This is a genomic window from Arthrobacter sp. UYEF3 (genome assembly GCF_040546245.1).
Lineage (GTDB): Bacteria > Actinomycetota > Actinomycetes > Actinomycetales > Micrococcaceae > Arthrobacter.
This window is the reverse complement of sequence record NZ_JBEPNK010000031.1, coordinates 20,560-36,153: the sequence shown is the minus strand read 5'-3', so window position 1 is coordinate 36,153 and position 15,594 is coordinate 20,560. Positions and strand designations below refer to the sequence as shown.

Sequence of the window (15,594 nt, the reverse complement as noted above, 5' to 3'; positions counted from 1 at the left end):
GATTCTCTCCCAAGGCCCTCACCTCAGCCGAAACAACCTCCCGCCCCGGACTCCTCACGCGGCAACGCTGAATACACTCTCAATTCTGAAGAGCCACATTAGAACGCGCGGGCCGGGCATTTTGCCCAAGTAGCGCCACCGCCGATCCCGTGGAGTTGCCCACGTCAGGGTTTCTTTGGGAAATGGTTGTTTAGTCGCTACCAATTCAAAGAGACCCTGATGTCCCTCTCCTGCCGCCACGCCGACAACACCCCGAACCCTCAACCTCAGCTGCCCAAACCACGCTTAGAGACGAAGGGCCGGAAATCCGGCCAAATACAGTTGCGATTCACAGACCGGTCCGTCAGCGCTTGGTCGAAGCTGTGAGTGGCAGCGGTAAATGGCATGCCTCTCGCAACGATATTTGGCCGGCCCATCGGGGTGGGCCGGCTTCGTTAGGGTCGCTGTGCCGGGGCAGGGGGGAAGCGCGGATCTGACAGGGTCAAATGGATTGTCGGTAGCCGAAGAACTCGTGGTCGTTGTTGTAACCGCCCAGCCCGCCCCCGACGTCGGCAAAGCTTTCGACGAACTCGATGGCTTGTATCCACTTCACCATCTTGAATCCGAGCTCGACTTCGTTGCGGAGGCGCAGCGGTGCACCGTGGCCGAAGGACAAGGGTGCTCCGTTCATGTCGTAGGCGAGCATTGTCAGGTGGTAACTCATCTGCTCAATGGCGTGAGCGTCGTAGTAGAGACCGCCCTCCGGGCCGCTTGCGAACGAGTAGAAGATCACCCATTTGGCTTCGGGTTTCGGGCGGACGGTGTCCAGGATCGTCTGCATGGAGACGCCGCCCCATTTGGCTACGCCGGACCAGCCTTGGATGCAGAAATGCTGCGTGATCTGCTCATGATTGGGAAGTGCCCGAAGTTGCTTAAGGGACAATTCGACCGGGTTCTCGACGAGTCCACCGACAGCAAGCTTGTAATCGACGAAGCCGTTTGCCTGGAGCTGCTTGTAGTGTGCGCTGTCGGGGTAATTGCCGTTGTGCCAGAAATAGGGCGAGATGTCTTTCTCCGTGTACTCGCCGGGCTTCGAGTCGACGTGCTCGAACAGCCGCTGTGCGGGCCCGACGAGCGCGAAACCCACGCGTTGCACGACCCTCGGATGGCGATACGTGAACGGTGTCGCGGCGACCCACCCGACAATGATCACGACCATCGAGGCCGCTAAGATCCAGAACCCGGTCCAGGATGAGGTGTTCTGAGACGCATACAGGTGGTTGAGATTGCGCAGGGCACCAGTGGTGAACACAAGAATGACATGGATGACGATGAAGACGAGGAACCAGCACAGCACGAGAAAGTGCAGGGACCGGGCGACCTGGATGCTGAAGAATCGGCTCACCCAACGGAATCGGGTGGACAATGCCGGGGACATGCCCAGCCCGGTCAGGAGCGCCACCGGTGGGGCGATGAACACCGTGATGAAGTATGCGAGCAGTTGCAGGCTGTTGTAGTTGCTCCACCCGCTCTCGGTCGGCCACTGCAGTGAGAGGTACTGGATCGCGACCGAAACGGCGTTTGGAAAAACATCCCACCGCAGCGGAACCAACCGCATCCATTGATCGGTGGTGAACAGCAGGATGTAGAAGACCAGACCGTTCGCCAGCCACAGCGTGTCGATGCCCAGATGCCACCAGCGGGCCAGACCGATCGAGTGTCGCCGGCCCGGCAGGCCGACACCGTTCGGGAGCGTGATGGAGTCCTGCTTGGCGGTGTAGAGCGGGGTCGCGGGCACGGGCTTTTGCACCCGGAACCAGTCCTTGCCCGGCGTCGCGTGCCGGGTCCAGTAGAGCCGCGGATGGTCCGCGATGATCGTCACTCCGGACCGGATGATGAAAATCATAAAGAACATGTTCAGGAAGTGCTGCCAGCCCAGCCACGCAGGAAGTCCAACCGGAGCATTCGGCAGCGGCTGTGACTCGCCGGGATAACGCTGCATGAATGCCTGCACGGTTGGCAGTTCACGGATGCCCTGCGCGATCGCCACACCGCCAATCAGCAGCAGCAGCCCGATCGGGATCAGCCAGAGAAGATTAAACCATTTGTTCTGTCCGATTCTGATCCTCGGCGCCACCCCGTATTGCGGCGGAACCCCTCCAGCCCAGTGCTCGTCGACAGCCGAATACCGGGTGGCGTCGAGCTGGCTGCGCAAGCGCATCCGAGCCCCCGCCCAGAAATCTGCGGGGGGAGGCGGCGGTTCATTCGAAGATTCACCCATACGCCTAACCTAGCCCGCGCGAGAACAAGCGGCGTGCGGCACTTCTCCCTCGACGGACACCCAGCACTGACCGCCAACTGAATCAGAGCCGAGTCAGGGGTGGCCAGCAGAACCAAAACTAGGTGCTTTCCCGTTTTGTGCGGGCCACCCCGCCCGGTTCGCCGTAGGCGGAGGTTCCAAGACACCGATTCGAGCTCCGGCGAACCTTTAATAGTCGTCAGGAACCATGGCCGCCGCGCGTCTCGGAGGCGCGTCTCACCACATATCGTCTCAGCGGGGACGCGTGGGGCTTTTCGAGTCAGAATGGCGTGTTGAGGCGACTTGGTTATTTGTCAGTTTCCGAAGTCGGCTGCACAGAATGTCCAAAGCCGTCTGCACAGCCCGCCCGGTGGAGGATCCCTTCTGTACGGAGCGTCTGCTTGGTACGGAGCGTCTGCTTGGCGCGGTGGTCTGGCCCTCGGTGCGGCCCGACCGATGACTTTTCCGCACCGTGCTGGCCTGTACAACCAATACCGACTCACGGGAGAGTGGCGCCATGCGCAAACTGACCTTCGGCATGAACCTGAGCCTGGACGGCTACATCGCCGCGCCCGGCGACGACCTCGGCTGGAGCGTACCAAGCGACGAGCTGTTCCAATGGTGGTCCGACCGGGTGGGGGCGACGGGCCTGGCACTGTACGGGCGCAAACTGTGGGAGACGATGAGCTCGCACTGGCCGACCGCCGACCAGCAGCCTGGCGCCACACCGGCGCAGATCGAGTTCGCCCGCCGCTGGCGGGACATGCCGAAGGTGGTGTTCTCCTCGACGACCAGCACGGTCGACTGGAATACCCGCCTGGTCACCGGCGACGCGGTCACCGAGATCACCCGGCTCAAGGCCGACGACGGCGGCCCCATGGACATCGGCGGTGCCACACTCGCCGCGGCGGCCATGCGGGCCGGGCTGATCGACGAGTACGCGATCGTCACCCATCCGGTCCTGGTGGGCGGCGGCACGCCGTTCTTCACAGCCCTGGACAACTGGGTGAACCTGAGCCTGGTGGAGGCCCGGACGTTTCCCGACGGAGTGGTCCTGACCAGGTACGAGACCAGGAGCTGAGTGCCCGACGTCGAATCAGCGCGGGCTTCGGCCCCCCAGGATCTCGTGGCGCTGCATTCCGAGGTGATCGCGACGTTCCTGCCGGATCCTGTTCTTCACCGCGGACGATCCGTCCGGATAGGCATCGGCTTACGGACACTTATGCGCCAAATAGCGATCACAGAACGCCGCCACTTTGCAATCAAATCCACAGGCTCCTCCTAAAACCCTTCGTTCCGGGCTTTGCGAATTCCCGTAAGACACCTGCACGCGAAACTTCCCGCGTAGCCCCGTTGGACTGGCTGCCCGACGTGCATAAACGGCAATTTCAGCAGCTCACCCAAAGGCAGCAGAGTGAGACGCCCGAATAGCGTCCCCTTTTCAGCCGTTCAGCACCACGTTCACCGGCGGTTCGCCTGCGAGCATGAGCTCGATCTGCCGCTGCAGGAGCCGTCCCATCCGCGGGCGCATCGCTGAACTCGCGCCGCCCACGTGCGGGCTGATGATGACCCCGGGGGTCCCCCACAGCGGGTGGTCCGACGGCAGCGGCTCGGGATCGGTGACGTCCAGTGCCGCGCGGATCCGGCCCGAGACGGTGTGCCGGACCAGGGCTTCGGTGTCCGCGACCGGCCCCCGGGCCACGTTGACCAGCAGCGCGCCGTCGGGCATGGCCGCGAGGAAAGCCTCGTCCACAAGGTGCCGGGTGGAGTCGCTGAGCGGGACCACCACCACCACGATGTCCTGCTCCGGCAGCAGGCTGTGCAGCTCTGTGATGCCGTGGACGCGGCCGCGCGCGTCGGTCCGCTCCCGGCTGGCCACCCGGGTGACAGTGGTTTCGAACGGGAGCAGCCTGTCCTCGATTGCCTTGCCGACGCCGCCGTAGCCGATTATCAGCACCCGCTGGTCCGCGAGGCTGGCGGTGGGGCGGCTCTCCCAGCGGTGCTCCCGCTGGTTTTCCAGCACCCGTGGCAGCTCGCGCTGGCTGGCCAGGATCAGGGCCACGGTCAGCTCGGCCGCGGACGTTTCGTGGACGGTGGAGGCGTTGGCGAACACCCTCCCGGCGGGCAGGACCTCCTCGACGCCGTCGTAGCCGATCGACTGGCTCTGCACCAGCCCGGTGTCCACGGCGTCCAGCCCGCGCAGGATCTCCTTGCCGCCCATGTAGGGCGGGACCACGATGTCGATGTGCGGCTGCGGCGGTGCCCCGGTCAGGTCCCACTCAAGGACGGTGACGTCCGGGTGCGGCGTGAGGTACTCCCGCAGGGTCGCGTCCGGCAGGCTGACATTTATTTTCCTCGGCATAGCAGCCAGCCTAGCTGGCGGGGAGGCTGGGAGTTTGCCCACAGACCGTGGGCGGCCCCGCGTGGGGCGTGGACTTGCCTTGCGCCCGGGCTTAGATTCAGGGGATCCTCCCGCCGGCAAGATCTGGAAGGCCCTGCGCCATGAACACCCCCGGACCCCCGACTCCTGCCCCCGCGAGCGCCGGGGTGAAGGCCCGACGCCGGCTGGTCGCCGTCGGGGCCGCCACCACGCTGTTGCTGGCCGGGGCCGTCACGGCCGGCGCGCTGCGCACCGGACCCGACCCCAAGACGGATTTCTGGGCCACGCTGCACAGCCAACTGCAGCCCCTTCCCGGCCGCAGCGCCGCAGCCAGCGCGCCGCCCGCCGTCGTCGACCTCGCAGCGGAAATGCGCCGGATCCAGGCCGAGAACCCCGACTACCGGATCGGCGTCGTCATCCAGGACACGCGCGGCGGGGAGCCGCAGGCGTACGGCGACGTCGCCGCGTACAAGGCCGCCAGTACGGCCAAGATCATCACAGCCGCCGCCTACTACCATCTGGTGGAAACCGGGGAGAAGTCGCTGGAGACGCAGCTGGGCAGTTTCAGTGCCGCGTTCCAGCTCCAGGCCATGGTCAACACCAGCAGCGACGATTCCTGGCTGCTGCTGATGCAGGACATCGGCTACCCGCGGCTGATCGAGTACGCCGCCTCGCTCGGGATCAGCTACGATCCGGAACAGAACCTCCTGACGCCGGCCGCGATGGCGCTCCTGCTTAAGCAGCTCTACGCCGGGCAGCTGCTCAGCCCCGAGCATACGGAGGAGCTGCTGGGCTACATGCAGGACACCAACGACGAGGAGCTGATCCCCGCTGCCGTGCCGCAGGGCATCACGGTGAACCACAAGTACGGGGTGGTGCAGGGCTACGTACACGATGCCGCGGTCCTGCGCTCCGGGGACGCCGCCTACGCGGTGGCGATCTACACCTGGGGCGACGAGGACGCGGACAGCCCGGACCGGATCGACGTGATCCACCAGCTGACGACGGCGGTCGCCGGGTCGCTGTTCCGGCGGTAACGGCTGGAAAATGAATTACCACGAAGGGGTGGCGCATGCCCCACCGCAGGAGCACGATGGGAGGACGCCGGATCCAACGCCAATCGCGGATGCCGGCTCCTCGCGCACGGATGGTAGCAATGTCCGCACCATGCCCGCCATCCGGGCAGATCGGGGCTGCTGGGGCCTCTGACCTTCCTCCCAGCTCATGCAGGAGACGCCACAGATTTGGAGCAGGCCTGAACTCTTAGGAACCAGTGCCAGGAGCGCCGTCGCGCGAACCCCTGGACCGTTCCGAAATCGGGCATTTTTCTGAGGTCGACGTGATCCGCATACTCATCGCCGAAGACGAAGAACGCATCTCCCGGTTCATCGAGAAGGGCCTGCGGGCTGCCGGTTTCGCCCCCACTGTGGTGGCCGATGGGGTTACAGCGGTGGACTACGCCTCCGGCGGCCAGTTCGATCTCCTGCTTCTGGACGTCGGGCTACCCCGCCTTGACGGGTTCACCGTCCTGGCCGCGCTGCGCCAAAGCGGCGTGGACATTCCGGTCATTATCCTCACTGCCCGGGATTCCGCCGCGGACACCGTAGCGGGCCTGGACGGCGGCGCGGACGACTACATGGCCAAGCCGTTCCGTTTCGAGGAGCTCGTGGCGCGCATCAGGCGCCGGGTGCGCCCCGGCGAAAACAACGACCCTCCCCCGGACCACATCATCCGCTACGGCATCTTGGAACTGAACCTCCACACTCGCGCGGTCAGCGTCGGAGAAAGGACTGTTGAACTCTCCGCCCGCGAGTTCGCGTTGGTGGAAATGTTCCTGCTCCATCCGGGGCAGGTCCTGAGCAGGCAACAACTGCTCAGCCATGTGTGGGGCTACGACTTTGACGGGACGTCCAACGTGGTGGACGTCTACGTGCGCCAGCTCCGGCAAAAGATCGGCGCAGACCACATCGTCACAACGCGTGGGGCCGGATACAGGCTTGCCGGGGAAGGAAAATCGTGACCTCCCTGCTGCACCGGCTCCTTGAAAACGGCCGCACTGCCGCCGCCCCGTCGGCCGTCCCTCCGGCCGGCCCGCCCGCAGGCGGAGCTCCGCCGGCCGCGGACTTGGACCCGTCCGGATGGAGCGCAAAGTTCCACTCGGTGCGTTTCCGAGTGGTGGCCGCCATGCTGGGCATGACGCTCGCCGGGCTGGTGACGGCGGGACTGATCGCCTTCATAGTCCAGTTCCAGGACTCCGATGCCCGGGTTGACCAAGCAATTTTCGACAAGGGCAACACCCTGGTCAAGCTGGTGGCGACCACCAGCAATGCCAGCAGCGATTCCAACAGCAGCAAGCTCCACGAAGCCGCCGAGAACATCGCGCCCCGCAGCAACGAGGTCATGGCCGCAATTGTTGACGGCCGCATTGGGTGGATCATCGAGGGCAATCCCGATGAGCCTCTTCTGGACGCTGCCCTGCGCCCCGACGTCGTCCGGCTCCCTAACCCCTCGGGCGCCGCCTTTGGCGACTTCAACGCCGGCGGCCGCCCGCTCAGGACGGTCGTCCTGCCGGTAAAGGGTTCGGCGGCAGGAAACACCGGCACCTATTTGTTACTTGGCCGGGACGCTGCCGACCAAAGGGATCACAATCTCGCCTCGGTCCAGACGTACTCCCTGGTGGGAGCCGGCACGCTGCTCGGCGCCGCCCTGATCGGAGGCCTGGTTGCCGGTCGCCTGCTGGATCCGCTCCGCCGCTTGCGCGAAGCCACCCGCGTAGTAAGCCATGAGGACCTCACCCAGCGGGTGGAAGTGCGCGACGGCGGCGACGACGTAACGCTCCTGACGAAGACCTTTAACACCATGCTGGAAAGACTCGATGAGGGCGCCCGGCAGCAGCAACAGTTTCTCGACGACGCCGGCCACGAGCTGCGAACGCCGCTCACGATTCTCCGAGGGCACCTGGAACTTGTGTCCGTCGACGACCCCGCCGATGTGATCGCCACCAGGGAAGTGCTGCTCGAAGAGGTGGACCGGATGCAGCGCCTCGTGGACGACCTGCTGGTGCTCGCCAATGCCGGCCACCCTGACTTCATCAGGAAAGCGCCCATCCGGATCCCCGACTTCCTCCAGCAGGTGATGGAGAAAATCCGTGTCCTCGCGGACCGGCGCTGGCAGATCGATGAAAGCGACGACTACGTGGTGGAGGCCGACCCCCAGCGCCTCACCCAGGCCCTCGTCCAGTTGGCCGCCAACGCCGTCAAGCACACCGGGCGCTCCTCCACCATCGCACTGGGCAGCAGGATCGAAGGCCCGACGGCGGCCGGCGGCACCCCGCTGCCCGGATCAGACACCTTGGTGTTGTGGGTGCGGGACACCGGCGCCGGCATCGCGGTGAAGGACCAGCAGCGGATCTTCGAGCGTTTCGGCCGGGCCCGCCCGGGCCGCGGGGAGGAAGGGTCCGGCCTCGGCCTGTCCATCGTCACTGCTATCGCCGAAGCCCACGGCGGTACTGCCACGGTGGAATCAGCCTACGGACAGGGATCACGCTTCATGATCCGGGTCCCGATGCAGGGCGTTGACGTGAAACTCTGAACCGGCGGGAGCCGGCGCGCTCTTCATGAAAACTCCTTCATCTTCCCCTCATCCCTTTCTCACGCTCACGGCGCAGTCTGGGTCTTAACATCAACTACCGCCGGCAAGGAAGACCCCTGCGCTGCGGACCGTGGGCTTGGAGGGTCGCAATGGAGCCGATGCGAATAGTGCTCTACTCACATGATTCTGTGGGCCTGGGGCATGTGCGCCGAAATCTGGCGCTGGCCCATGCGCTGAACAATCAGCTTCCGGGACTGACCGGCCGTCCCGTCACCGGCATCCTCATCACCGGCACCGCGCATGCGCCCTCGTTCCAGGCGCCGGACGGCTGGGACTGGGTACTGCTTCCCGGGGTGGGGAAAAGCCCTGAAGGCTACCTGCCCCGGAACCTCTCCATGCCCATGCAGGAACTCGTGGCCATGCGGGCAAGGCTGCTCAAAGCGGTCCTGGCCGGGTTCCGCCCGCACCTGGTGATCGTGGACCGCCATGCCACCGGGGTACACCGTGAACTTGAATCCGCCCTGCGGCGGGTACGCTCGCTCGGCCCGGTGCGGGTGGTGCTGGGTCTTCGTGAAGTCCTGGACTCCCCCGACGCGGCCTTCCCGGAGTGGGTCCGCCTTGGCGGACCGCGGCTGGTCAAGGAGCTGTTCGATGAGATCTGGATCTACGGCGACCCGGCAGTGCACGATCCCGTGGCGGCCGGTGAAATCCCTTTCTCCCTTCGGAAGCTCATCCGCTACACCGGTTATCTGGCCGCGGGCCGCCCCCCCGGCTCCGGAACCAGTTGCATGCCCGGCCCATACTGCATGACGACGGTCGGCGGCGGCTCGGACGGTCATGCGTTGGCAAGCGTGGCAGTCGCCGCGCCGTTACCGCAGGGACTGGGACACCTGATCGTGGCGGGCCCTGAGATGCCCTTGGACCAGCTCAACGACTTGCGGCGCCAGGCCCGGCCCGGCGTCAAAGTTGTCCCTACAGTGGAGGACCTCATTTATCATCTGCGCCATGCGGCCGCCGTCGTCTCGATGGGCGGCTACAACACCGTGTGTGAGATCCTGAGCACCAACGTCCCGGCCCTGATCGTGCCCCGGGCCCAGGCGCGGGCCGAGCAGCGCATCCGGGCCGCGTCCCTGGCCAACGCCGGGTACTTGGAACAACACGAAATCGGCACCCTGACCCCGGATATTTTCGCCGGCTGGCTCGCGGCGAGGATCGGCACCACAGTGGACCGCCGTCGGGCAGTCCTGGACGGTTTGATCCGTGTCCCGCAACTGGCGGCCCAACTGCTCCAGCAACCCGCCCGTACGAATGCCGGCGATCCCGCACTCAGTCTGAAAGCTGGCGCCGGCCGTGTCGCCGTCTGAGCCGGGGACCGCCTACGTTCTCAAGATGTATCCGCGTTTCTCCGAGACCTTCATCGTGTCTGAGATCCTGGCCCGCGAGGCGGCCGGAGACAGGATAGAGATCTTCTCCCTGCTGCCGCCCAACGACGCCCGGTTCCACGCTGAACTCGCAAGGGTCCAGGCGCCGGTGACCTACATTGACCGGCCGCTGAAGACGTCCGACCTCTGGGAGTGCTTCCACGCGGCCGCTGCGGTCGGGCTCACGTCGGCGCTGGCCAGGAACTTCGCCGAACTCGCCGCCGCAGCGCCGGAAGACGCCGTCCGTGCCATCAACCTGGCCGTTGCCCTGCAGCACCGGAATATCCGGCACATGCACGTCCACTTCGCCTCGGGCGCCACCAGTGTCGCACGGCTGGCGTCGGCCATCACGGGCATCCCCTACTCGTTCACTGCCCACGCCGTCGACATCTTCCATGATTCGGTCAGCAGCGAAGACCTCCGGATCAAGCTCGACCAGGCCCACCACGCCGTGACGATCAGCCACTTCAATCTGCGCTACCTGCGCCGGCGCTTCCCGGCATCCACTGCCCGGCTCCATTTGGTCCGCAACGGCCTGAACCTGGATCGTTTCCCGTACCGCGATCCGCGGCCCCTCGGCACCACGGTGCGGGTCGCCGCCGTCGGGCGCCTGGTGGAGAAGAAGGGATTCCAGCATCTCCTGCCCGCGGCCGCCGAACTCCTGGATGGGGGCTTCCGCCTGGACCTGCGCATCGCCGGAACAGGTGTGCTGGCCGACGAGCTTGAGGCCACCATCGAACGCCTCGGGCTGGGAGACCACGTCCGGCTGATCGGAGCCCAGACCCAGGACGAGATCCAGGAGCTGCTCGACTCGTCCGACATCTTTGTCGCACCCTGTGTCATCGGGGCCGACGGCAACGCTGACGGCATGCCCACGGTCCTGCTGGAGGCAATGGCAGCCGGGGTTCCCTGCATCAGCACGGCCGTCACCGGGATCCCCGAAGTCGTCCGGAACGGTTCGACCGGGATCCTGGCCCGGCCGGCAAATTCCCACTTCCTGGCCCGCGCAATCCAGAAGATGAGCTCCCCCGGCACCGACCGGATCTCGATGACCCGCAACGCACGTGCCTTGATCGAGCAGGACTTCGACGTCCGGCGCCAGGCCGAACTCCTTCGTTCCCTCGCCCTCGCCGAACGGAAGGTCGCCTGATGCACGTGGCCTATATCTGCGCCGACCCTGGGGTACCCGTCTTTGGCACCAAGGGCTCGTCTGTGCACGTCCAGGAAATCGTCCGGGCCTGGCGCGTAACCGGTGCCGATGTCACGGTGTACTGCGCCCGGCTCGGAACCGACCGGCCCGACGACCTCGTCGACCTCGACGTCGTCGAAGTCCAGCCTGACAGCGTCCCCGGACCGGCCCGCGAACAGGCACTCCAAGACGCCGCACTCGCCCTCGTGGACCGGGTTCTGCGCCAGGGTTGCGGCCTGGTGTACGAACGCTATTCGCTGTTCAGCCCGGCGCTCTCGGTGCTGGCCCGCCTCCTGGACATCCCGTCGGTACTCGAAGTCAACGCCCCGCTGATCGAGGAACAACAGAAGTACCGCGAACTGCTGGACGTCAGGAAAGCCGAAACAGTGCTTCGGCGCAATGCCGGAACAGCCGACGTCGTCGCCTGCGTTTCGGCGCCAGTGGTCCGCTGGGTGCACTCGCGGGTTCCCGGGGCCCGAACGGCGTTGGCGCCGAACGGCGTCAACGTCGACCGCATCACGGCACGCCGCCCCGGCCGGAAGAACCCCGACCACCTCACCGTGGCCTTTGTTGGGACGTTGAAGCCGTGGCACGGGGTGCCCGACCTGCTTCGAGCCGTTGCACTGGCGAATTCCACGGCGGCCAATCCGAGCAGCCGCTGGGCGGTACGGATCATCGGCGACGGCCCGGTCCGGATGGAACTGGAACAGCTCGCCGGCTCGCTGGGCATTCAGACGGAGTTCACCGGTGCCGTACGGCCGGCGGACGTGCCGGCCCTTCTTCACGAGTGCGACGCCGCCGCGGCGCCCTATCCCGCGGAGGAAGCGGGTCGGGACGACTATTTTTCGCCCCTGAAAGTCTACGAATACATGGCCGCTGCGATGCCGATCGTCGCGAGCTCCGTGGGCCAGATACCTTCCATCCTGGACGACGGACGCACCGGCATCTTGGTTCCAGCCTCCGATCCCGCGGCCCTCGCGGCAGCACTGAACCGGCTGGCGGATAATCCCGCCCTGCGCGACGGTCTGGGCAGCCAGGCCCGCGAAGACGCCGAGAAGCGTTTCAGTTGGAATGGGGTCCTCTCCCGGATCACGTCGGCTCTGCCAGCCCCGCGGAAAGTGGTCCGGCCATGACCGCGTCGAGGAACTCACCCGCCCGAACCCCCCAGGGAATGCGGCCGGCCATGCGCCGGCGCCAGAGCGACAAACCAGCGTCCGGGCTTCGACGAACCTTGCGATGCGTTTGGCCGCATCTGCGCGAACACCGGCTGCGGATGGTCATCGGATTCGCGGCACTTGCCGCCGACGTCCTGTTCCGCCTGCTGGAGCCGTGGCCGGTGAAACTCGTGATTGACGCCGTGTCACGCTCGCTGGGCGCGACCCTGCGACGGCCCGGGCCCGCACTGGAAGCCAGTACCCAGACACTGCTGCTGTGCGGCGGCGCGATCGTCCTCATCAGCATCCTTCGTGCCATTGCCAACTACTGGTCCGCCATCTCCTTCGCCCTCGTCGGTTCACGGGTGGCGGCCGACCTTCGCGCCCGCACATTCCGCCACGTGCAGGGCCTGTCGATGCGCCACCACACCCGCGCGTCCTCCGGAGACACAGTCCAGCGGCTCGTGAGTGACGTCTCACGCCTGCAGGACGTCGCCGTGACCGCCGGTCTTCCGATGCTGGGCAACGCCGTCACGCTCCTGGCCATGACCGTCGTCATGCTGTGGCTCGACCCAATGCTGGCGCTCGTCGTTTTCCTGGCATCCGGCATTTTCGCGCTCCTGTCGCGTCGGAGTTCAGGCTCGATTAGGACGGCAGCGGGTAAGTCCCGCAAAGGTGAGGGTGCCCTGGCGACCACGGCCGCCCAGACCCTCGGGGCCATGCGTGAAGTCCAGGCCTACGGTCTTGAGGACACCATCAGCTCCAGCTTCCGGAAGAGCAACGCGGCGACGCTCGGGACCGGGGTTGCCGCCCTCCGGCTGGCCGCCGGTCTGGAGCGGCGCACCGACGTACTGATCGGCTTCGCCACGGCACTCGTCCTGGCCGGTGGGGGCTGGCGCGTGCTGGATCACTCGATCACCCCCGGGGACCTTGTCGTCTTCCTTACCTACCTGAAGACCGGAATGAAGCCGCTGAAGGATCTCGCCAAGCAAACCAGCCGGATCGCGCAGGCCACGGCGTCCGGCGAGCGCGTGGCGGACCTGCTCGAGGCCCAGACGGACCTGCCCGAGCCGCCCGGCGCCCGTCCCTTGGAAAGCCGCAACCCGGACGTCGTGTTCGACAACGTCTCCGCCGGCCACGGCGAGGGGACCACCGTGCTGCACGGGATCAACCTGACGATTCCGGCCGGGGAACGCCTGGCCATCATCGGCCCGTCCGGTGCCGGCAAATCAACCCTGGCCAGCCTGATCCTGCGCATGATCGACCCCAGCACCGGCACGGTCCGGGTGGGAGGAGAAGACCTGAGGGAACTCCAGATCGCCTCAGTGCGCTCCCACGTCTCCATCCTGCTCCAGGACTCCGTCCTCTTCGGAAACACTGTGCGGGAGAACATCAGGTTCGGTCGCCTCGACGCCTCCGATGAAGACATCGAACACGCCGCCGCGCTGGCACAGGCGGACGACTTTATCCGCGCACTTCCTGACGGCTACGACACAGTTCTGGGGGAAGCCGCCAAAGACCTCTCCGGCGGCCAGCGACAGCGGATCGCGATCGCCCGGGCCATCCTCCGCGAGGCGCCGATCGTCATCCTGGACGAGGCGACCGCGGGATTGGACCCTGCCTCCCGCGAATCGATCCTGGATGCCCTGGAGGTCCTGACCCGGGGGCGGACCTCGATCACAATCACCCACGACGCCTTCGCCGCGCGCCTGGCGGACCGGGTCATCTGGCTCGAAGACGGGCGCATCCTCGAAGAGGGTCGTCCGCTGGAACTGCAGCAGGACCCCGGCAGCCGGTTCAGCAGCTGGCTGGGAGATCCACCGACCGCCCGCGCAGCGGAGGAGGACGAGGTGGAGGGAGACGGACAGCGAGTGCGGCTCCGGGACATCGAGGTCCCGACGTGAAGGCGGCGCCAATTCCTTTGCGCGAAGCTGACTGCTCCCTCGCCGGCAGGGACGGCCGCCTGCCCTGCCTGGCCGTGGTGCTCGACGACGACCTCCTCTCCGACGTCCTGGCCGAACCGGTCCGGATTACCAGGGTCCGGTACAAGCCCGGCACGTCCGCGCTCGTTGCCTTCAGCCGCACCCTTGACGGCCAGGAAACCTATGGCTGGGCCCTCACCACGGCGCGCAACGTCAAGCTCGACGGACGTGCCGAGAAATCGGAGCGACACGGCGGGGGCATGCGCCTCATGCGTGTTCCGGTGCCCCACGCCGACGCCGTGATCGCCGTCGGGGGAATCGGGGACGACTGGGCATTGGATAGGAACCTGCGCTGGCTTGCCGGTCCGGGATTAGAACAGCTCGGCGGCATGCGGCGCCCCGGGTCTGGGCTCCTCGGCAGCGGCGCTGGGCTCCTCAGCGGCTACGCCATGGTGCTGCGCTACAAGCCCAAGCGCCGCGTGGTCCTGCTCAAGCAAGATCAGGATCCGCCGATCGTGATCAAGACCGCGGCGCATCCTATCGCCGAGAACGCTGACCGGCTCCAGCAGCGTTTGCGGCAGTATGGGGTTCCGGTCCTTCCGATGCTCGGCGGTGCTGATTGCCGGGCCCACGGCACCAGCGCCAGCCCCCGGTGGGGGGACCGGGACCTCACGGCCGGCGACGACCCTGAGAGTGCCCGCCGGGCCGGAGAAGCTCTCGCCCGGCTCCATAGCATTCCGGTGGAGGACGACGCCGGCCTCGCCGCCGGTTCCGAAGACCTCGTGGGGCGGCAACTGGCGGTGACGTGCGCCATGGTTGCGACGCTCGTTCCCGCCCTGGAAGTGCGGGCGGCAAGGGTGGCGGCCCGGATCCGGCACAGGTTCGAAGTCGCCATGGACGACGACGGCGGCCCCGCCGTCGTCGTCCATGGGGACTTCTCCGCTGACCAGGTGCTGGTTGGTGGATCGGAAGTGCGCCTGATCGACTTCGACCGTGCCCGTGCGGGAGTTCCGGAGGCCGATCTCGGCTCGTTCGCCGCCGTTGAGGAGATGAGCCGCTGGCGGGGGAACACCCCGAGCCAGCCGCGCTCGGCATCCCTGCTGGAGGGTTACGTCCTTGCTGGCGGCCGGTTTAGGCCCGGAACCACGGATGTCTGGGCAGCGCTCCGCCTCTTCGCCGGCAGCGTGGACCCATTCAGGGACCGGGCCCCTGAATGGGCGGCCGACATGTCCCGGCACATCGACAGGGCCTGGGAGCTGGTCCCATGAGTTGGCTCCCGCCGCTCCCGAAGTCCGCTGCGGACAGCTTCGGGCAGACTTGGCACATCCGCCGGGCATGGCCGGACAAGACCCCGGGAGACTACAAACTGGAGGTCGCAGGGACCGGAGAGCCGGGCGTCAGGGCGGCCCATCTCCGGTCCGGACACTTTGAGCTGGTACCCCGGGACGATCCCGGATTGCCGGCCCTCTTAGCCGAAGCGCGCCATGGGGAAATCATTTCCCATCGGCCCCACACGCGCGCTGTCGTGCGGGCCGAGGGGTGTTATATCAAGGTCTTCCGGACCGGCGAGGCAACCGTGCCTGCCGAACGTTGCGCACAAGCCAAGCTCCTGTTGGGCGCCGGCCCGTTCAGAGCACCCAGGGTGATGCGGAGTTCTGC

Annotated in this window: 11 protein-coding genes; 9 read left to right on the top strand and 2 right to left on the bottom strand. The window is 66.4% G+C overall.

Going from position 1 to position 15,594, the window contains the following annotated elements:
* Positions 1-481 precede the first annotated feature (481 nt).
* The gene (locus ABIB14_RS16795; protein ID WP_354237046.1) at positions 482-2,260 is read right to left on the bottom strand and encodes a molybdopterin-dependent oxidoreductase; all 1,779 of its coding nucleotides are present in this window, start codon (positions 2,258-2,260) and stop codon (positions 482-484) included.
* A 535-nt stretch (positions 2,261-2,795) separates the two neighbouring features.
* Between ABIB14_RS16795 and ABIB14_RS16790 the strand changes: the two genes are divergently transcribed.
* A complete protein-coding gene (locus ABIB14_RS16790) occupies positions 2,796-3,359 on the top strand; it encodes a dihydrofolate reductase family protein (protein WP_354237045.1) in 564 nt (187 codons plus the stop codon).
* Positions 3,360-3,719: 360 nt separating this feature from the next.
* Here the strand turns inward: ABIB14_RS16790 and ABIB14_RS16785 are convergent, their stop codons facing one another.
* Positions 3,720-4,640, bottom strand: a complete 921-nt coding sequence (locus ABIB14_RS16785; protein ID WP_354237044.1) for a 2-hydroxyacid dehydrogenase — start codon at positions 4,638-4,640, stop codon at positions 3,720-3,722.
* 140 nt (positions 4,641-4,780) lie between these two features.
* Here ABIB14_RS16785 and ABIB14_RS16780 point away from each other — a divergent pair, with 140 nt between their 5' ends.
* The 8 genes from ABIB14_RS16780 (at position 4,781) to ABIB14_RS16745 (ending at position 15,203) form a co-directional block, all read left to right on the top strand.
* Positions 4,781-5,695 (top strand): serine hydrolase, encoded by a 915-nt coding sequence (locus tag ABIB14_RS16780; RefSeq protein WP_354237043.1) that lies wholly within the window; start codon positions 4,781-4,783, stop codon positions 5,693-5,695.
* Positions 5,696-5,997: 302 nt separating this feature from the next.
* On the top strand, positions 5,998-6,678 hold the full coding sequence (locus ABIB14_RS16775; protein ID WP_354237048.1) for a response regulator transcription factor: 681 nt from the start codon (positions 5,998-6,000) through the stop codon (positions 6,676-6,678).
* Entirely contained in the window at positions 6,675-8,249 is a 1,575-nt protein-coding gene (locus ABIB14_RS16770; RefSeq protein ID WP_354237042.1) for a sensor histidine kinase, read from the top strand. The genes ABIB14_RS16775 and ABIB14_RS16770 overlap by 4 nt, the downstream gene beginning before the upstream one ends.
* A gap of 158 nt (positions 8,250-8,407) precedes the next feature.
* Positions 8,408-9,613 (top strand): glycosyltransferase family protein, encoded by a 1,206-nt coding sequence (locus ABIB14_RS16765; RefSeq protein ID WP_354237041.1) that lies wholly within the window; start codon positions 8,408-8,410, stop codon positions 9,611-9,613.
* Positions 9,600-10,820 carry a glycosyltransferase family 4 protein gene (locus ABIB14_RS16760; protein ID WP_502909688.1) on the top strand — a complete coding sequence of 407 codons (1,221 nt, stop codon included), beginning with the start codon at positions 9,600-9,602 and terminating at the stop codon, positions 10,818-10,820. Before ABIB14_RS16765 ends, ABIB14_RS16760 begins: the two co-directional genes overlap by 14 nt.
* Positions 10,820-11,992: a glycosyltransferase family 4 protein gene (locus tag ABIB14_RS16755; RefSeq protein ID WP_354237039.1), complete on the top strand. Its 1,173-nt coding sequence runs from the start codon at positions 10,820-10,822 to the stop codon at positions 11,990-11,992. Before ABIB14_RS16760 ends, ABIB14_RS16755 begins: the two co-directional genes overlap by 1 nt.
* Positions 11,993-12,132: 140 nt before the next feature.
* Positions 12,133-13,917: an ABC transporter ATP-binding protein gene (locus tag ABIB14_RS16750; protein WP_354237038.1), complete on the top strand. Its 1,785-nt coding sequence runs from the start codon at positions 12,133-12,135 to the stop codon at positions 13,915-13,917.
* A gap of 17 nt (positions 13,918-13,934) precedes the next feature.
* Positions 13,935-15,203, top strand: coding sequence for a phosphotransferase family protein (locus ABIB14_RS16745; protein WP_354237037.1), 1,269 nt, complete (start codon positions 13,935-13,937; stop codon positions 15,201-15,203).
* The last annotated feature ends 391 nt before the right edge of the window (positions 15,204-15,594 follow it).

Bases quoted from the DNA above. Each gene is read 5' to 3' on its own strand.
- ABIB14_RS16785 (WP_354237044.1), bottom strand. From the start codon at position 4,640: ATGCCGAGGAAAATAAATGTCAGCCTGCCGGACGCGACCCTGCGGGAG.
- ABIB14_RS16780 (WP_354237043.1), top strand. From the start codon at position 4,781: ATGAACACCCCCGGACCCCCGACTCCTGCCCCCGCGAGCGCCGGGGTG.
- ABIB14_RS16795 (WP_354237046.1), bottom strand. From the start codon at position 2,260: ATGGGTGAATCTTCGAATGAACCGCCGCCTCCCCCCGCAGATTTCTGG.
- ABIB14_RS16790 (WP_354237045.1), top strand. From the start codon at position 2,796: ATGCGCAAACTGACCTTCGGCATGAACCTGAGCCTGGACGGCTACATC.
- ABIB14_RS16750 (WP_354237038.1), top strand. From the start codon at position 12,133: ATGGTCATCGGATTCGCGGCACTTGCCGCCGACGTCCTGTTCCGCCTG.
- ABIB14_RS16755 (WP_354237039.1), top strand. From the start codon at position 10,820: ATGCACGTGGCCTATATCTGCGCCGACCCTGGGGTACCCGTCTTTGGC.
- ABIB14_RS16765 (WP_354237041.1), top strand. From the start codon at position 8,408: ATGCGAATAGTGCTCTACTCACATGATTCTGTGGGCCTGGGGCATGTG.